The organism is Chryseobacterium sp. GW821-FHT04C04 (assembly GCF_059420365.1).
Window position 1 is genome coordinate 40,834 of record NZ_JBWKTO010000008.1, and the last position, 17,949, is coordinate 58,782.

A 17,949-nucleotide genomic window follows, 5' to 3' on the forward strand; every position below is an offset into this window, starting at 1 on the left:
ATTATTTAAAATGATACATTAAACCCTATCGTTACTACTCTCGCCGGCGTATATCTGTTTGATGCAGTACCATTGAAAGCTTGCGCCGGTTCTAACCCTTTTCTTGCTGTTTTGCTCCATAAATTCTCACCCGAAACAAGAATTCTTAATCCTGACACCCCCAGTTGAGATAAGGTTTCCGGACTGAAACTATAGCTTAAAGTAGCCTGTCTAAATGTAATAAAATCTGAGCTCACCAGCCATCTTGATGAAGCTGTATTCGAGCTTGTATACGTAGAGGAGTTCAATGCCGGAATATCAGTAATCTGGCCCGGAGTTGTCCATCTGTCAAGGATATCTGTACTTAAAGCCCCTCCTTGTGAGTAGCTGGACATCAGTGCTGCATAATTCGAATCATATGTTTTTCCACCTAACTGATAGGTAAACATTGCGGATAATGACCATTGTTTATACGTAATTGATGTTCCGAAACTTCCAAATAAATCAGGAATTGCTGTGCCAGAATAATCATATTTCGCTTTGTTAAAATTGGTAGTCACTTTTTGACCATTCACGGTTCTGATATCAGCAGCTGTTGTATTAGCAAACGCATCAGCAACAAGGAATAAAGGTGAGCCGTCCGCCGGATCTACCCCATACCATTGTCTTAACCAGTAATCATATATTGAATGTCCCACAGAAACTTTCTTTGTTCCATTGATGATTTCCGTTATTCCATTGGAAAGTTCGGTAACCTGGTTTTTAAGGGTAGATGCATTCGCATTGATATTCCATGTGAAATTTGGGGTTTTAATAACATCTGCATTAATGCTGAATTCGAATCCACGGTTATACATTGTTCCCACATTTCGGCTGATGGTATTATCAGGAACTCCGGATGAAACCGGAAGTGGAACCGGGAAGATCAGATCTTCTGTAACTCTTTTATAATATTCTACAGAACCTGTAATTCTGTTATTTAAAAATCCAAAATCAATCCCTAAATCAGTTTGTTTGTTGGCCTCCCAAGTAATGGTAGGATCAGCCAAAAAGCCAAATAAGATTCCAGGCTCCTGAGCATTATTATACCCTAAAGTATACGTACTTTTGTACATGTAATAACTGTCTGTTCTGTCATTCCCTACTTCACCATAAGAACCTCTTAGTTTTAATTCACTGATAAGATTAGAATTGCTTAAGAATTCTTCTCCTTTCAGTCTCCATCCTGCACCAATAGACCAGAACGAATCCCATCTTACATCTTTAGCAAATCTGGATGAGCCATCCCAACGGATAGATCCTGAAAGTAAGTATTTTGATTTATAGTCATAATTCAATCTTGAAAACACCCCTTCTTTTCTGTAATTGTCTGTACGGGAAGTAAGTGTTGCAGGCGTTACAAAGTTGATCAATTCATCATTATCGTCTACAATCTGACCTTTTTTATATCCGTACAGGTATTCATACATGAATTTATAGCTTTCATGTCCAAAAAGGAACTCAAAATTGTGCTCTCCAAATTTTCTTTTGTAGTTTAAGAGCTGGTTCCAGGTAAAAGTTTGTTCAGTAAAGCTGTATTTTTCAGCTGAACCTCCGGGAGCTGCATCTCCGATAATTTTATTTCCATAGGTACTTCTTCTGTTATTTCTGATGTCATACCCTACGTTGGTAGATAAAGTAAGATAAGGATCTACTTTGATTTCAGCGTAAGCTCTGGAAATGATATAATAGTTTTTAGAAAGATCTTTATTTAAAAGTGTTTCCTGAATTACGTTTCTTCCAGCCGCAGCATCAGCACCTCTGGCACTTCCTGCGTCATACACTACATTTCCTGCATTATCATAAAGAGTAGCAAATGTATTAGGGTCATGCGCATAAGGACTGTAAATAGGCCCCATTGTTCTTGTCCATCTGTATGGGTTGATATAAGCAGAATTATTATCCACACCTTCTACAGAGTTGTTTCCGTTAGAAGATACTCCACTGATACTGGTTCCTAATTTCAACCAGCTTTTTACTTGTGAATCTACTTTTAATCTTGCTGTAAATCTTTCAAAATCTGATTTGATAAGATATCCTGTTTCATTGGTATATCCTACTGAAGAAAAATAGGTCGTTGTATTGCTTCCACCACTGTAATTCAATTCATAGTTCTGTCTGAAACCTGTATTCATCAAAGGTTTCTGCCAGTCTAAATCTGTATATTTCAGTTTAGCATCCGGGTTTAAAACGCCATTGACAACTAACTGATGAGGGTCAACATTAAATACATTCGTTTTTAGAACCCCCGGTCCATATTGTGTATTTCCAGTAACCAAAACTATCGAAGCATAATTATTAGCATCTGCAAGCCCTAATCCCGGATTAGATGCAAATCTCCCATTTCTGATAGCTTCCCAGATAAGAGGATAATACTGATACACATTCACTCTGTCATATTCCGGAATTGATCTTCCAATCGCTCCGGTACTCATACTAAAATTGAAGGCATCTTTTCCTTTTCTACCTGATTTTGTAGTAATTAAAACAACACCATTAGCTGCTGCAGAACCATACAACGAGGTAGAGGCAGCATCTTTAAGGATATTGAATGAGGCAATATCATTGGGATTGATGGCGGCAAGAGAACCGGTATATATGGTACCATCCACTACATATAAAGGATTTGTTGTAATACCATACGAACCTATCCCACGGATTTGAATACTTGGTGAACTTCCCGGCTGTCCTGTACCGGTACTTACTTTTACCCCAGCACTGGCACCGTCTAAAGCTTGTCCGATACTGGTAATCGGGCGGTCTGCAAATTGTTTGGCTTTTACTTCGGTATTGGACCCTACCATGGTTTCTCTTTTCTGGCTTCCATAGGCAACCACAACAATTTCATCAATCTTAGTGTCCTGAGGTATTGTGTCCCGTTTCACCTTTTGGGCTTCCACCAGATGTCCTCCTACAAAGAACAGCACAGCAGTGCTTAGTATTAACTTCATTTTCATATTTAACATATTTTAACAGTATGAGAGCAAATATATGTAATAAAAACTGTTAAAAACATAAAGAAAAAGATATTTAATTGAATTAAATATAATTGAATAATGATTTTAATCAATATTGTTTAATTAATTAAAAAAATTCGTTAAAATTCCGTTAAATCAGTTTAAAAAAAACCAAACAAACATTTAAAAAACGTTAAAATATTAACGATTTTAAATTAAAAACACGTTTTAAATACCATAAAATAAAAATAAATAGTAATACCATGAAAATATCCCAATCCTAACATACGTAAAATACAATTGATTTCCGATTCGTTGAAAAATATAAAAATAGGATGCTTATAATAATAAAAAGACATAAAAAAATCCGGAGAAACGCTGTTTCTCCGGATCGTATACTTATTAAAACCCAGCATCTAAAAGAATAAGATTATTTTGCTCTCAATCTTTCTTTAATGGATTCTATATTTTTCTTCGCAGAATCTTCAAGGATAAGGCTTGCACTCATATGGATTCTTGCAGGCATCAATTCATTAAAATGATCTGTACCTTCCCATGAAACCTTTTTTATTAAAGCTAAAGCATCACTGCTTCTTGATGCTAAAGTTTGTAAAAACGTCTCCAATTTCTCGTCCATTTCTTGAATAGAATCTGAAACGGAATGGTAAACATTATGCTGTTCAGCCCACTCAGCGGATCTGAAGTCAGCATCAATAGCCATTGCAGAGAATTGTGACTTTCCGATTTTTCTCTCTACATAAGGGCCGATTACAAAAGGGCCGATCCCAAGATTGATTTCCGTAAGGGCTAAAGCGGAGTCTTTTGTTGCAAAACAATAGTCTGCTCCACAGGCAATTCCTACTCCTCCGCCGGTTGTCTTCCCTTGAACTCTTACTACTACGATTTTCCCACAATTTCTCATAGCATTTAAAACCTTTGCAAAACCACCGAAAAATTGAGTGGAAGCTTCAAGCTCTTCAATAGCTAAAAGCTCATCGAAACTTGCACCTGCACAGAATGCTTTCTCACCTGCACTTTTTACTAAAATAGCTTTAACCTCATCTTTCGCACCTTCTTCAAGGATGGCTTCAGCCAGTTTTTCTAAAATTGCTCCTGGAAGAGAGTTGCTTTTGGGTGTTCCGAAACTGATCTCGGCAATATTATTTTTAATTTCTGATGCTACAAATTCGCTCATTTTTATTTTTATTGGATTCTTACAAAAATACGAAATACAGCTCTTTCTGAGAAACTTAAAAACGATAATTTCCATTATAAATACACCTTGTAAAAGATTGCCTTTACGTAGAAATACGGAGTCTTTAATTTGGTATTTTCTACTCTAGTACCCGAATGCTATTAGTTGTTCCTTTGGTCTAAGAATTAATAACCAAAAGGTGGTATCTGAAAAGCCTATAAGAGAGTAAGAAAATTTAAAACTAAAAAAACTTATTATCATGGACGAGTACATTGGAATCGTAAAATTATTTGCAGGAAATTTCGCACCCAGAGGCTGGATGTTTTGTGACGGAAGCTTATTAAGGATTTCAAACAATTCTGCTTTATTCTCTATTTTAGGAACAACTTATGGTGGAGATGGTGTCACAACTTTCGCATTACCTAACTTAAAAGGACGTATGGCTTTAGGAGCAGGAAATGTAAATGCCAACGAATTTTATCCTTTGGGAGTAGTGGCAGGTACTACACAAAACACACTTTTAGCATCCAATATGCCAAGTATCGGAAGTGGATTTCAGCTGAAAGTAGCTAACAAAAATGCCAATTCATCAACTCCTAGTGCTACAACCTCTATCGCCATTACAGGAAATCAGGTAGGAAGAGACTTTAATGCTGTTACAAGTTATGTAAACAATGCGAATCCTGATACTGCGATTAATGCACAAAGTATTTCTTATGTAGGACAAAATCTACCCGTGAATAATATGCCTCCTTATCTTGGCTTAAATTATATTATTTGCATTGAAGGGATTTATCCTCCAAGAAGTTAATATTTATAATAACCTAAAATTTAAAACCACAATTATGAAAAGCACTACTTTTTTAACCATTTGTAGTCTGCTCATTTCAATTTTTTCATTCGGGCAGACAAGTACAGAGCAATTTGAAACGGAATCGAACGGAAGTACAAGCTTCACCGATAATGGAGTCATTTTCAACATCATTTCACATGTGAGTGTTTTTGATATTCAGGGAAATTTCCCCGGAACAGGCTGGAGCGGAGCAGCAAATGACAACAGATACATTGATAATTCCAACGACACACAATCTCCTCCATCATTCAGTATTAAGACTACTTCCAATTTGTTTAAAGTAAACAGATTCTGGATGTATCTTTCAGCATTAAACCTGGATCTGAATGTATCAGGAAATATTATTGTAACAGGAAAGCTAAGTGGGGTAACGAAATTTACGCAAACAAAAACCACTGGGTTTGCAACCTCATTAGGTACTACAAACGGATATACTTTGATTGACCTGACCAATCTGAATGGGCAAAACTATTCGAACATTGTGATTGATGAGCTTCAAATCACCGCGAACGGAGCATTCAGATATGTAGCTCTCGATGCTTTCACATGGGTAAAAGACAGTAATCTGGTATTGGGTACCTCGGAAACTAAAAGTTTTAAAAGAGACCTGACAGTTTATCCTAATCCAACCAATGGACCACTTTCTATCAATACTGAAAAAGCCAGTGAAGCTAAAATATACAGTATGGATGGTAAAATGCTGAAAACGGTACAAACCCGGAAAGGAAATAATGAAATCAATATTTCAGAGCTTCCAAAAGGAGTTTATATTATCAAAACAGCAACGGAATCTACCAAAGTAATTAAGAACTAATTTTATACAACTTCGCACAAGTTCCACATCCCTATAAAGATTCTAATTCATGAATGACAAATCCCTTAATTGAATGATTAAGGGATTTATTTTTTCAATGCTAAAATGTATTTGTCAATATACAACTGTTTCTCTTTTGATTTGTATTGCTGGATATATCTGGGATGCTCCAGGACGGTCATGGTATCAAAAAGTTTTGCTTCTTTGTTCAACTTTGATATAAATTCGGCGTTCTTTTTACCGAGAATGAAAACCTCTGAGGCATCCAGATTAAGACTGATATGTTTCTTCAGGGAATCAATCATAAAATCTTTGACTGCTTCGAACAGCTTTTTATCATCATAATAATTAGCATTAAGCCATCCGTTTTTTGATTTCCTTACGATAGCCAGCGGAAATGGAGAATTGATATAAATGTCTTTGTAGAAAAGATCTGCACCTCCATATTCTTCGATCATATCATACATAAAAACAGAAGAGACTTCATGAGTACGGGCAGATTCCATTTTTATTCCGCAAATACTTTCCAGCCTTTTTGTATCAGTAAACGGAATTCCCGTAACGCCCGCTCCGTGACGGCTGGGATTGATTCCTATCATAAATTTTCTTTGAGCAGAATCATCATAGTATTTATGATAAAACTTTTGCATGACTTCCATCGTTTCCGGATGATCCAAATACGGATTCAATACCTGAAAACCTTCAGGAAGATCTCCCAAATATTCCAGATTCTTATTGAATCGAACCACTTTATCAGCAAAAGTTTTACTCATATTTAGTTTTTAAGAAAAACGAAATTTTCAGGTTGATCCTCGTCCTCGTCTTCATCACTTAAAGCTAATTCAACATCAATAAATTGAATGTATAAACCACAAATTTCTTCGTTGTCATCATAAGCAAAGTAAACAGGATAGCTACCATCACCAAAACCACTTGCAAACATCGGAATCTGATAGTTGGTATTGGGAACCGTCCAATTGATCCAATCTCCTGCTTTTCTCTGATTGTTGGGATTATCTATATAGCTTTGTGAGAAAAGCTCAGCGAAATAATCATCATACACATTGTCGACCTCTATTTCATCTACAAATTGATCCACAAAAGGAAGCACTTCCTTATCAGTAATACAACCTAAGCCTGCATCTACCCCGAAACCAAAAAAATCATCTTCGGTTATATCATTCAATTCTTCAATCCCTACTAAGGCTTCTCTGTAAATAACAGGCTTTTCTTTGGTAAATTCTACTTTTACAACAGCATATCTGTCCCCCCAATCTTCAGATTTTACCACAGCAATGGTTACAGGAAAATTGCCTTTCGGAGCCTGAATAAAGTAAGGTGATTGATTCCCATTTAGAGAAACCAATGGATCTCTCACCACCACTTTTCCCGAAGGAAGAGAAACAGTTCCAATTTCCATCGTCTCCATTTTCTGCCCCAGAATTTCATCAGAAGTAAAATAGGTTTCCAGGTCTGTAGGACAAACCAAAATATTTTTCACTTCTTCCCATTTTTGCATCCAGCTTTCGTTCATAGTATTATTTTTTTGAATTGATTTCAAATTTGAAAGTAATGAATAAATGTAAAGGCATCAAATATGTCAGAATTTTTAACAAAAGATTATAAAAATAAAGCAACAAACTCCGAAGAATTGCTGCTTTATGTATTGTTTTAAGTTTTTTAATTAATTAAAAGGACTAAGAATCTGCACATATATAACATGCTCTGGCAATGTCTGGCCATCTTCCAGGAAGACAACAGCTTCCGGGAGGACAAGGATTAAGAGCACAAGACCAGTTTGGCCCGGCACCTTTAAGAGATCTCAACTCGTGTCTTGAAAGTTTTTTTAAGTTTTTCATAGTAATCAGTTTTGAAGTTCTCTCCTACTCTATATGCTTTTCGGATTTCGCATAATAAAGTTAGTTATTTTTAATCATATTTTGATCCTTGTTAAGGATGAGTTGACTTTCAAATTAAAATTCGCCATCAAAATCAATATCTAAATTTTTGATTTGACTTTCGATATTGTTTATTGTATTTTGAACTTGCTGAACATTATTGTTATATCTATTTTGTAGAATATTCATACTATTGCCAATATTAATGATGTTCAATTGTTGAGGTGCATGATACTGTGTAGGCTGTCGAGTCTGAGGAGATTGAGAACTATTGGTAGAATAATACTCCCATTGTTTTAATACATTATTGTATTGTTCATAACCAATCATACTTCCATCAGGTATAAAGTATTCATATCTTCTATAGATTGAATTGTACTTTTTACTTATGTTTTGGGAGAAACAAAAGACTCCGAATAGCATACAAACGGTAAAGAAAACTTTTTTCATAAAATGATTTTTAGTTCACCTAGTCCCAACAGTGATGATTAAAATAAGAAAGCGTGGGACTTTGCCCATTCATTCTTACAGAGGCTCTGGTAAGCCATTAGGAAATAAACAGGAAAGCCCACGCCGTATGGCATGAGCATTTCGCTTATTTATCTACTCCTAATTTTTGAATTTACCAGATTCCTGTAAGGTAGTATAAAAAGCAAACGCTTTGTTTTGTCGATATGTTTAGGTCGCAAATATAGAAAAAAGATGTTGCTTATCATAGAGATAAAGTTGAAGATAATAGTGATGATGATGTTAACGATGATACTATGGATAAAGGTGCGGATGATGTTATAGATAAAATTAATAAATAAAGATAGACAGCAACTACTGATTTTGTTGTTGTTGTTGTTGCGAGACAACAACATAGTTCGTATCTTTGCAATAATGAAAAAGAGGGAGCACTTACAAGTTGTAACCTTGATAGTGCTCCTCAGTGTTAATCTTGCTTATCTTTTTTATCCTTATATTTATTAGAGAAATAGTGGATACTTCTCGTAATACTTAATAAGCTTTTTAAAGATTTAACCTCATCAGAGGAAAGGAAATTAACTACACTGTCATAATATTCCGTTAAGAACTCAATAATGTCTTCAAGCATAAAAAAAAGTTTTTAATTTGGGGCAAAACAAAAAAATACACTACAGAACGCCCTTTCCTCTGTAATGTATAAATAAATGACTTATAGTGTTATACTGCAATATAACCTCTAAGTTGACTGGATTTAATTTGATAACTATTTCATATTATTTCTAGGTTTTAAAAATTAGACAATATTCACCCTTCTGAAAGCTATTTTCAGTTAAGGGTATTCTTATTGCAAAGGTATGAATTTTCTATGACATAGAGAAACATTTTTCCATGTTTAACTTAACTTTAACTAAAGTGGTTTTCTTTATCATATTATCATTATACCTCATATACTGTAAAAAAGTGTATAGGCAAATGATCTATCTTTGCATATAATACGAAATAAATTCCAGAAGCGGGGTAAAATAAAAACATAAAGACAGCAAAGTGCTGTCTTTTTTAATTAATAAATGGTGTAACATTGTATGTTAGTACCTTAATTAAATATTCATCCGATGTAATCAATTTTTCTTTTAAATGGAGATTCAATAAGAGCATATGCCTTCTATTTTCTTTATTAAAAGCTTGGGAATAAGAATTAAAAATCCGGGCAAACTGTTTTGAGAAAATATTCTGAGGAGAATGAAGACCTGCTTTTATAGCATCGTCAAAATGTTGACTTTCGACAAAGTTACTCAGTTCAAAATCAGACTTTATCTTAACCAAAAGATGAAAATGATTGGATATGAGACAATATGCATATACATCACAGACAGGAATAAGAAATTCCGAGACTTTATTGAGAAAGAACCTATAATTCCCATCTGATTTGAAAATTGCTTCTCCATTAATGCCACGGTTGTAAATATGGTAAAAGCAATCTGCCTCAATTGGAGTAGTTCTAATATCAGTCATCTTATTTTGTGTTTTTAGACTTTGAAAATATAAAATAATTCTGAATCATTAATTCCCCTTGTCAAGGTTTAAAACCTTGACAAGGGGAATCGTCCATAAAAAGAGTCCCTTTCAGTTTAAACCGAAAGGGACTATAAATTTATATTTTATTTTGAATTAAATCAATCCAAACTGTTGGAAGTGGTGCGTAAAATGCTTTTTGTGCATCAGTTCCCACATTTCTTTATTCAGTTTTCCGAAAACATAATTCATGTGCTCTGCCTGTGGATTTTCTTTATAGTAAATCACAAATTTCTTCAGGTTATCCATGAATGATAGTTTTGCTGCTTCCAGGTTTTTGTGTGTTGGTTCCGGAAGTGAACCATCCTGTGGAAGAAACGGAGCTGTAAATTCTTTTGGCATAGCTCTGTGATTGTAAAGAGAATCCTGCCATTTTTCAAGGTTTTCTTCAGGAGTGAAACATTTTTCTGCTTCTGGTTCTCCAAAGCTTACCAAGACCGCTTTCTCCAAGTGTTCGATCATTTGCTGCGGAGACATTTTACCCCAAAGTGCAGGAGTGCTTTCCGTCAAACCGTTCAAACTTTTTTGAATATTTTTCACATTCAGATCGATGAAAGGGGATTGTTTTGCCACCAATGTCAAAATTGTTGCTACGCAGACTACCTCATCTCTTTGATTTATCACTTCAACCAGCCATTTTACAACACCGGAAGGAATGTTTCTTCCTTTTACCCCTCTGTTAATTTTTTCTTTGGCTGTTAAATAAACAGTAATGGTATCTCCCGCGTATACTGGTTTGAAGAAACTGCATTCTTCCAATCCGTAATTAGCAATGACAGGTCCTTTCTTACCGGAAACGAATAATCCTGCTGCTGCTGAAAGGATGAAATATCCATGGGCTACCGTTTTATCGAAGATAGTCCCCGATAAACTTGTTGCATCAGTATGGGCGTAGAAATGATCCCATGAAACATTGGAGAAGTTTACGATATCTGCATCAGTTACGGTTCTTCCTGCTGTTTCTAAAGAGTCTCCGACTTCTACTTCCTCAAAATATTTCTGGAAAGGATGCTTGTCTGAGAATTTTTTCTCTGCTCCCTGTTGATAAATTTTAGTAATTGCTTTCAGTACATCTGGTGAACCCTGAATAGCTGTTTTCTGCAGGAAGAAATGAAGACCGCTCAATCCACCCATTTCTTCTCCACCACCTGCTCTACCAGGACCTCCGTGCATCAATGTCGGAAGTGGAGAACCATGGCCCGTACTTTCTTTGGCATTATCTCTGTTCAATACAAAGATTCTTCCGTGCTGGGAAGCCATTTTCCATGAAGTTTCGGCGATAAAGTTCTCGTCATGAGAAACGATAGATCCTACCAAACTTCCTTTTCCTCTTTTTGCCAATGCAGCTGCTTCTTCAGCATCTTTATACGGCATCAAAGTAGATACCGGACCAAAGGCTTCTACATCGTGAGAGATATTTTTTTCGAAAGGCTTGTCATTCAGGAATAATTTCGGACTCATAAATGCCCCGTTTTCATAGTCGGCATCTACCAGTTCGTGTTTTCCGTCATAGACAAGTTCTGTTTCTGATTTTAAAATGTCTACTTTTCTAAGAACTTCTTCATACTGCTGTCTTCCCACCAAAGACCCCATTTTGGTTTCTCTGCTTAATGGGTTTCCGATTTTTGTTTGATCCAAAGCTTTAGACAAAGCATTCTGAACATCACCGATTAAGTGCTCAGGAACGATAATTCTTCTGATTGCCGTACATTTCTGTCCCGCTTTCGTCGTCATTTCGTTGCGAACTTCTTTGATGAATAGGTCAAATTCTGGAGTTCCAGGTTTTGCTTCCAATCCAAGGATAGAACAGTTCAATGAATCTGCTTCCATATTGAAACGAACAGCATTTCCAGCGATAGAAGGCATTGATTTCAATTTTCTTCCTGTATGGGCTGAACCTGTAAACAACACAGAGTCTCCGTCTTGTATATAATCCAGAATATTTCCTGGTTCACCGCACACTAACTGAACAGCTCCCTCAGGCAATACTCCACTTTCAATCATGTCCTGGAATACAGCATTCGTAAGGTAAGATCCGAAAGGTGAAGGCTTCACAATAGAAGGTACTCCTGCCAATAATGATGTAGATAACTTCTCTAACATTCCCCAAACCGGAAAATTGTAAGCATTGATCTGTACAGAAACTCCTTCACTCGGCGTTAAAATATGAGTTCCTAAGAAAGTTCCGTTAGCTGAAATTTTCTGAGTATCACCATCCACCCAAAATGAAGTGTTAGGCAGCATTCTTTTTGCTAATCCTGAATAGGTAAAGAACGTTCCGAAACCTCCTTCAATATCCACCCATGAATCCACATGGGTAGCTCCTGTTTTATATGATAAGTCGTAATATTTCTTCTTTCTTTCCAGCAGGTAAAGCGCTACTTTTTTCAACATTTCTCCACGGTCGTAGAAAGTCATTGAAGAAAGGTTTTTATATCCCACTGTTCTTCCGTAGTCAAGAGCCTGTTCAAAATTAAGCCCTTCTGTATCGGAAACAGCTACCTGTTCTCCTGTAACGGCATTGTACAAAGGAACTCCGCTTCCGGTACCTTCTACCCATTGTCCATAGATATAGTTTTTTAACTTTTCCATATAGTTTTTTACTTTTTGCTTAGATTATTCTTTTTAATAAGCTTATCTAAACCTTATAGGCCTTTGAGATCTATAAGGTTTGAACATACATTATTCTCTCAGATAAAAATTATTTCGGCTCCTGATAAGGAAACATTTTCACCAATCCTTCATATAAACTTCTGTGAAGAATGGTTGCGTGATTGTCTGTTTCCATCATTTTATATTCTAATGTCCAGTTTTTCTTTCCTGCTTTTTTCAAAACATCATAGAAAGCTTCAGCATCTTTTATCATTACAGGATGTTCTCCTTTTCCTACAGAAACATAGACAAACTTTTTAGTATCCGGAGATTTTGAAAGTAATGTTCCTGCCTGTTTTAAAAGGCTTTCATCATCCCACCATAAACTTGGACTGATGATAAAATAGTTATTGAACATTTCCGGTTTTTTCAAAAGGATTTCTGTTGCCAAAAGTCCTCCCAAAGATTGACCAAAAAGGTATTTATCTGTTGTTTTAAACTGACTTTCCACATAAGGTTTTAATTCTTTTTCAACGAAAGCAATGAACTTATCAGAGTGTCCCGTTGTAGGATAATCTTTCTGTAAGTCTTTCAAATCCGTATGAAAAGTAAAGTCTCTTTTTCTGTCTACATTAGCAACTCCCACCACAATGGTTTCCGGCATGGAATACATCTGATTAAAGAATTGTACTAATCCTGTCACGTGAATAAAATCTTCGTTCATACTTCCATCCAATAAATAGATCACCGGATATGATTTTGTTTTATCAAATCCTTGTGGAAGATAAATATTCAACGTTCTGTCTTCATTTAATGTTTTGGACTTAATCGTCCTCACTTCTCCTATTGTAAGCGGTTTTGCAGCAACAGCCTGTGCTGACAGCGTACTCCCCACCGCAAACATTATGCTGCATGCAAGTGCAATTTTTTTAATCATATTTAATTGTAATGGTCTTTATTTTATATCATCCCAGATGCTGTAATCCACAATTTTCGTTGGGACCTGCTGAACATATTCTGTAAAAGGTTCACATGGCAGGATAGCTTCTTTTCCTTCTCTCGCCAGCTCCTGATATAATTTTGTTCCTTCTGTTTTCCAGTGAATCATTTCGTCAGAAACATCACGGATCACTTTTGCAGGGCTTCCAACGATCAGCTTTCTTGGTTCACATCTGAAATTGGCAGGTACAAAAGCCAATGCTCCGACGATACTTTCGTCACCAATATAGGCTTTATCCATTACCACGGAGTTCATACCGATTAAGCAGTTTTTCCCAATGTGCCCGGAATGAATGATCGCTCCATGTCCGATATGCGCAGATTCTTCCAGTATGGTTTCTATATTTGGGAAAACGTGAAGAGTACAGTTTTCCTGTACATTGGCTCCGTCTTTAATGATAATTTTCCCCCAGTCCCCACGAATGACTGCATTGGGACCGATATACACTTCTTCACCTATTTCTACGTTCCCAATAATCACTGCCTGCGGATGAATGTAAGCAGATCGTTTTATAATGGGACGAATTCCGTGGTATGAGTAGATGTTCATATTTTTTAATTTGAAAATCTGAGAATGGGATAATTTGAAAATTAATAATGTCTTTAAACATTTTCAAATTCTCAAATTAACTCACTTTCAAATTAATTATACTTTTTCGATAACCATTGCATATCCTTGTCCTACACCGATACATAGGGCACACAATGCATATTTTTTATCTTGTTTTTGAAGTTCAATTGCTGCAGAACCTACAATTCTTGCTCCGGAAACGCCCAGTGGGTGACCGATGGCAATAGCTCCTCCGTTCGGGTTTATTCTTGCATCATCATCTTTCAATCCTAAGCTTCTTGTTACGGCAAGCGCCTGTGCTGCAAATGCTTCGTTGAGTTCAATAATATCCATATCTTCAAGAGAAAGGTTTAATCTTTTCAATAGCTTTTGAGAGGCTTCTACTGGTCCTATCCCCATAATTCTTGGCTCTACTCCTGCTACAGAAGATCCTAAAATTCTGGCTTTTGGTTTTAAACCATATTTTTTAACGGCTTCTTCACTTGCTAAAATCAAAGCAGCAGCTCCGTCATTCATTCCTGAAGCGTTGCCAGCAGTTACCGTTCCTTCTTTTCTGAAAGCCGGACGAAGTTTTGTCAACCCTTCCATAGAAGAAGTAGGTTTAATGAATTCATCTTTTTCGAAAATAATAGGATCGCCTTTTCTCTGAGGAATTTCAACTTTTACAATTTCTTCTGCCAGTCGACCGCTTTCCTGTGCTTTTGTCGCTTTCTGCTGAGACCAAAGGGCAAATTTATCCTGATCTTCTCTGTTGATCTGGTGGATATCTGCTAAATTTTCAGCTGTTTCACCCATTCCGTCAACTCCGTATAATTCTTTCATTTTAGGGTTGATGAAACGCCATCCGAAAGTGGTATCAAACATTTGGCTGTCTCTTCCGAAAGCAGCACTTGGTTTTGACATCACATAAGGGGAACGTGTCATATGCTCTACTCCTCCTGCAATATAAATTTCTCCTTCTCCTGCAGCAATAGACCGGAATGCATTGGCTACAGCAGACATCCCTGAAGCACATAGTCTGTTAACAGTTTCCCCTCCAATTTTATAAGGAAGACCTGCCAGTAAAAGTCCCATTCTTGCAACGTTTCTGTTATCTTCTCCCGCTTGATTAGCACATCCGAAAATAACGTCTTCAATTTCCTCGACAGGAACTTCAGGATTTCTTGCTACTACTTCTTTAATAACAATAGCAGCCAGGTCATCGGCTCTTACTTCTGATAATCCTCCCTGCAGTTTTGAGATGGGAGTTCTGACATAGTCTATGATGTATACGTTGTTCATAAATATTTTAATGTAATAATCCAGTAATGTAACAGGGTAGCAATACCAGATTTATTTGTTTTTATTTCTTAGTTCTAAAACCTTTTCTAAAGTATAGGGTTCATATTTGAAATCCGGTCCGAACATTATTTTGACGATTTCTTCAAAGGTGGTATCAAACCCTGCTTCTTTTCTTCTTTTATTAACATTCTTAAGATCTTTGACCGGCCATACAAAATTCACGAAGATTGTTTTTCCGTCTTTATCTTTTGTCATTTCACCTTTTCCTTGTGATCCATAGATCTGCTCTTTATTTTCATTCATCAGGTATCGGTCTTCCATCATGGCAACCCACGTAAAAGGAATTTCCTTCTTTTCCCCGGCTTCTTTGATGAGTGGAAAATATTTTGCAATTTTGGTTGAATGCTGAATCACATACCATGCAGCATGATTGGTAGGCTCACCCACCAGTGTTTTTCCCGGATAACCATATTGAGAAATAATACGTTCGATTGTCTTCACATTCAGACTATCATGCTCAGCTACCATTTCCCATCCTCTCTTTTCAAATTCTTTTTGATCAATGTTTAAATCTTTCAGGATCTCATTTCGTTTTTCGGGCGTTGTATCAGAAGTATAAAGCATTCTGTATCCCTGATCCATCTTCATGATATCATCAAGTTCTTTTTTCAAAGCTTCGTTCACTTTCTGCTGAGCGTTGATCAGAAGAGTTGAAATCCCGAAAAGCAGTGCAATTATTTTTTTCATTTTGTTTAATCTGGTGCCTGGTTTTAGTTTTTTATAAATCGGTTACTTTCTTTCCGATTTTGTAGACTGTTCCTACAAATTTTGCAATCAGTTCCTGGTTTTGATTGGTAATATGAATGTCATACACGGCTGTTTTTCTCGTGTCATTCACCAAAACACTTTCTGCTCTGAAAACATCGCCTTCTTTTCCTGCTTTGGTAAAATTGATGATACAGTTCAATGCTACAGCGGCATCTCCGGTATTGTTGGAAGAAAATGCCAGCGCTGAGTCTGCAAAAGCAAAGGTAACTCCGCCATGAACTGTCTTAAGCCCGTTAATCATATCCTTCTTAATCGGCATTTCTATTAAACAGTAATTTTCTTTTACTTCAATCATCTTGATATTCATCCACTGGGAAAAATAATCCTGATTGAACATATAATCTGCTACTTGTCTTGGATTCATTTCTATTATATGTTTGTTATTTCTTCATACAGCTCATCGGATAACCTGTCATAAACACTCATGGTCTTACCCAAAATGATTTGTTCATATGAAAGACTTTCTGAGTCTGATGAATTTTCAGAGGGATATGATTCGTTTAAATCAATTCCATTTTCGTTGGCTAATCTTTTGATCAGCTCTTTATATTTTTCATTAAACTTTCCTAATAGTTCTAGCCTTTCTTCACTATTTACAGAGGACGCTTCCTGTGTTAAATACTGTTTCTCAATGAAAAGCCTGGTTTCCAGTTCAGCTCTGAATTCTTCTATATCCATAATATTAATTTGAAAATTAAATGAATTTGAAAATTTGAAAATGAAAACCTTATATCATCAATTTTCAAATTGGCATATTTTCAAACTATCTAATTCATTTTACGAAGTAATGGACTTTGTCTGTATCTTTCTTCCTGATATTCTTCGTAAAGGCTCTGAAGGATTTCGGAGATTTTTGCATACCCGATTTCTTTACCCCAACTTAATAATCCTTTCGGATAGTTTACGCCTTTCTGCATGGCCAGTTCGAGATCTTCATCATTCGCAACTCCTAATCTTTTGGCTTCAACCGCTTCGTTGATCAGCATGGAAATGATTCTTAAAAAGATCTGCTGGTATAATACATCGTCTTTCTGAGCAACAGGTTTTTCTGCTCCTTCGCTGTAATCGTAGAAACCTTTTCCTGTTTTTCTGCCGTGAAGTTTTGCTTCAGACATTCTTTGCTGCAATAGAGACGGCTTATATTTCGGATCGTAGAAATAATCTTTGTAAACAGTGGTTGTTACAGCAAAGTTTACATCAACTCCGATAAGATCCATCAATTCGAAAGGTCCCATTTTGAAGTTCCCCAGGGTTTTCATCGCATCATCCACCTGTTCTGGTGTAGCGATGTTTTCTTCAACAATCCTCAGTCCTTCCCCATAATAAGGTCTGGCAATTCTGTTGACGATAAATCCAGGGATATCTTTGGCAATAACAGGCATTTTCCCCCATTCTTTCATGAGGTTGTATATTTTTTCTGCTAACGTATTTTCTGTTAGTAAGGATGGAATAATTTCCACTAAAGGCATCAATGGAGCCGGATTGAAAAAGTGAATTCCGATGAAACGCTCCGGTTTCTTTAGTTCTGCACCCAGAGAGGTGATAGAAATAGATGAGGTATTGGAACTGATGATACAGCTTTCCGAAACATACGTTTCAAGTTCTGTAAACACTTTGGTTTTAATGTCTTTGTTTTCAATAATCGCTTCAATGACCAATTCACAATCTTTGAAATCTTTCAATTCTGTAGCAATGGAAATATTAGCTAAAATTTCAGTCATTTTCTCTGCCGAAATTTTCTGTTTATCCACCAATTTGGTTAATGTTTTTTCCAAACCTACCGTTGCCGTTTCTACTTGCTTTGCGTTGGCGTCATACACCCAAACTTTGCATCCGTTCGTTGCGGCTACTTGTGCAATGCCGATTCCCATCGTTCCGGCACCGATAATTCCTACATTCATAT

Annotated in this window: 17 protein-coding genes; 2 read left to right on the forward strand and 15 right to left on the reverse strand. The window is 36.4% G+C overall.

Going from position 1 to position 17,949, the window contains the following annotated elements:
* Window positions 1-5: 5 nt before the first annotated feature.
* Entirely contained in the window at window positions 6-2,969 is a 2,964-nt protein-coding gene (locus AC07UM_RS22555; protein ID WP_494685008.1) for a SusC/RagA family TonB-linked outer membrane protein, read from the reverse strand.
* A gap of 436 nt (window positions 2,970-3,405) precedes the next feature.
* Window positions 3,406-4,170, reverse strand: a complete 765-nt coding sequence (locus tag AC07UM_RS22560; protein WP_494685009.1) for an enoyl-CoA hydratase/isomerase family protein — start codon at window positions 4,168-4,170, stop codon at window positions 3,406-3,408.
* Window positions 4,171-4,429: 259 nt separating this feature from the next.
* On the opposite strand from AC07UM_RS22560, the gene AC07UM_RS22565 reads away from it, so the two are divergent.
* Window positions 4,430-4,981 (forward strand): phage tail protein, encoded by a 552-nt coding sequence (locus tag AC07UM_RS22565; RefSeq protein ID WP_494685010.1) that lies wholly within the window; start codon window positions 4,430-4,432, stop codon window positions 4,979-4,981.
* Between the two features lie 34 nt (window positions 4,982-5,015).
* On the forward strand, window positions 5,016-5,837 hold the full coding sequence (locus AC07UM_RS22570; protein ID WP_494685011.1) for a T9SS type A sorting domain-containing protein: 822 nt from the start codon (window positions 5,016-5,018) through the stop codon (window positions 5,835-5,837).
* 86 nt (window positions 5,838-5,923) lie between these two features.
* On the opposite strand, the gene AC07UM_RS22575 is transcribed toward AC07UM_RS22570, so the two are convergent.
* The 13 genes from AC07UM_RS22575 to AC07UM_RS22635 form a co-directional block, all read right to left on the reverse strand.
* Complete coding sequence (locus AC07UM_RS22575) at window positions 5,924-6,610, reverse strand: SMUG2 DNA glycosylase family protein (protein ID WP_494685012.1); 687 nt, start codon at window positions 6,608-6,610, stop codon at window positions 5,924-5,926.
* Window positions 6,611-6,612: 2 nt separating this feature from the next.
* Window positions 6,613-7,371, reverse strand: a complete 759-nt coding sequence (locus AC07UM_RS22580) for a DUF4241 domain-containing protein (RefSeq protein WP_494685013.1) — start codon at window positions 7,369-7,371, stop codon at window positions 6,613-6,615.
* A gap of 163 nt (window positions 7,372-7,534) precedes the next feature.
* Complete coding sequence (locus tag AC07UM_RS22585) at window positions 7,535-7,696, reverse strand: bacteriocin-like protein (protein ID WP_153816336.1); 162 nt, start codon at window positions 7,694-7,696, stop codon at window positions 7,535-7,537.
* Window positions 7,697-7,810: 114 nt separating this feature from the next.
* Complete coding sequence (locus tag AC07UM_RS22590; protein WP_494685014.1) at window positions 7,811-8,185, reverse strand: hypothetical protein; 375 nt, start codon at window positions 8,183-8,185, stop codon at window positions 7,811-7,813.
* Between the two features lie 1,074 nt (window positions 8,186-9,259).
* Window positions 9,260-9,715, reverse strand: a complete 456-nt coding sequence (locus tag AC07UM_RS22595) for a transposase (protein ID WP_494685015.1) — start codon at window positions 9,713-9,715, stop codon at window positions 9,260-9,262.
* 156 nt (window positions 9,716-9,871) lie between these two features.
* Entirely contained in the window at window positions 9,872-12,367 is a 2,496-nt protein-coding gene (gene paaZ / locus AC07UM_RS22600; protein WP_494685016.1) for a phenylacetic acid degradation bifunctional protein PaaZ, read from the reverse strand.
* 109 nt (window positions 12,368-12,476) lie between these two features.
* Entirely contained in the window at window positions 12,477-13,304 is an 828-nt protein-coding gene (locus tag AC07UM_RS22605; RefSeq protein WP_494685017.1) for an alpha/beta hydrolase, read from the reverse strand.
* A gap of 18 nt (window positions 13,305-13,322) precedes the next feature.
* Window positions 13,323-13,916, reverse strand: coding sequence for an acyltransferase (locus AC07UM_RS22610; RefSeq protein WP_494685018.1), 594 nt, complete (start codon window positions 13,914-13,916; stop codon window positions 13,323-13,325).
* Between the two features lie 96 nt (window positions 13,917-14,012).
* Window positions 14,013-15,218, reverse strand: a complete 1,206-nt coding sequence (gene pcaF, locus AC07UM_RS22615) for a 3-oxoadipyl-CoA thiolase (protein ID WP_494685019.1) — start codon at window positions 15,216-15,218, stop codon at window positions 14,013-14,015.
* 51 nt (window positions 15,219-15,269) lie between these two features.
* The gene (locus AC07UM_RS22620) at window positions 15,270-15,965 is read right to left on the reverse strand and encodes a DUF6624 domain-containing protein (protein WP_494685020.1); all 696 of its coding nucleotides are present in this window, start codon (window positions 15,963-15,965) and stop codon (window positions 15,270-15,272) included.
* A 31-nt stretch (window positions 15,966-15,996) separates the two neighbouring features.
* A complete protein-coding gene (locus AC07UM_RS22625) occupies window positions 15,997-16,410 on the reverse strand; it encodes a PaaI family thioesterase (protein ID WP_494685021.1) in 414 nt (137 codons plus the stop codon).
* A gap of 5 nt (window positions 16,411-16,415) precedes the next feature.
* A complete protein-coding gene (locus AC07UM_RS22630) occupies window positions 16,416-16,724 on the reverse strand; it encodes a hypothetical protein (RefSeq protein ID WP_494685022.1) in 309 nt (102 codons plus the stop codon).
* A gap of 89 nt (window positions 16,725-16,813) precedes the next feature.
* Window positions 16,814-17,947: a 3-hydroxyacyl-CoA dehydrogenase NAD-binding domain-containing protein gene (locus tag AC07UM_RS22635; protein WP_494685023.1), complete on the reverse strand. Its 1,134-nt coding sequence runs from the start codon at window positions 17,945-17,947 to the stop codon at window positions 16,814-16,816.
* Window positions 17,948-17,949: the final 2 nt, after the last annotated feature.

Bases quoted from the DNA above. Each gene is read 5' to 3' on its own strand.
- AC07UM_RS22575 (WP_494685012.1), bottom strand. From the start codon at position 6,610: ATGAGTAAAACTTTTGCTGATAAAGTGGTTCGATTCAATAAGAATCTG.
- AC07UM_RS22635 (WP_494685023.1), bottom strand. From the start codon at position 17,947: ATGAATGTAGGAATTATCGGTGCCGGAACGATGGGAATCGGCATTGCA.
- paaZ (WP_494685016.1), bottom strand. From the start codon at position 12,367: ATGGAAAAGTTAAAAAACTATATCTATGGACAATGGGTAGAAGGTACC.
- pcaF (WP_494685019.1), bottom strand. From the start codon at position 15,218: ATGAACAACGTATACATCATAGACTATGTCAGAACTCCCATCTCAAAA.
- AC07UM_RS22605 (WP_494685017.1), bottom strand. From the start codon at position 13,304: ATGATTAAAAAAATTGCACTTGCATGCAGCATAATGTTTGCGGTGGGG.
- AC07UM_RS22610 (WP_494685018.1), bottom strand. From the start codon at position 13,916: ATGAACATCTACTCATACCACGGAATTCGTCCCATTATAAAACGATCT.
- AC07UM_RS22630 (WP_494685022.1), bottom strand. From the start codon at position 16,724: ATGGATATAGAAGAATTCAGAGCTGAACTGGAAACCAGGCTTTTCATT.
- AC07UM_RS22620 (WP_494685020.1), bottom strand. From the start codon at position 15,965: ATGAAAAAAATAATTGCACTGCTTTTCGGGATTTCAACTCTTCTGATC.
- AC07UM_RS22590 (WP_494685014.1), bottom strand. From the start codon at position 8,185: ATGAAAAAAGTTTTCTTTACCGTTTGTATGCTATTCGGAGTCTTTTGT.
- AC07UM_RS22555 (WP_494685008.1), bottom strand. From the start codon at position 2,969: ATGAAGTTAATACTAAGCACTGCTGTGCTGTTCTTTGTAGGAGGACAT.
- AC07UM_RS22585 (WP_153816336.1), bottom strand. From the start codon at position 7,696: ATGAAAAACTTAAAAAAACTTTCAAGACACGAGTTGAGATCTCTTAAA.
- AC07UM_RS22580 (WP_494685013.1), bottom strand. From the start codon at position 7,371: ATGAACGAAAGCTGGATGCAAAAATGGGAAGAAGTGAAAAATATTTTG.
- AC07UM_RS22570 (WP_494685011.1), top strand. From the start codon at position 5,016: ATGAAAAGCACTACTTTTTTAACCATTTGTAGTCTGCTCATTTCAATT.
- AC07UM_RS22565 (WP_494685010.1), top strand. From the start codon at position 4,430: ATGGACGAGTACATTGGAATCGTAAAATTATTTGCAGGAAATTTCGCA.
- AC07UM_RS22625 (WP_494685021.1), bottom strand. From the start codon at position 16,410: ATGAATCCAAGACAAGTAGCAGATTATATGTTCAATCAGGATTATTTT.
- AC07UM_RS22560 (WP_494685009.1), bottom strand. From the start codon at position 4,170: ATGAGCGAATTTGTAGCATCAGAAATTAAAAATAATATTGCCGAGATC.
- AC07UM_RS22595 (WP_494685015.1), bottom strand. From the start codon at position 9,715: ATGACTGATATTAGAACTACTCCAATTGAGGCAGATTGCTTTTACCAT.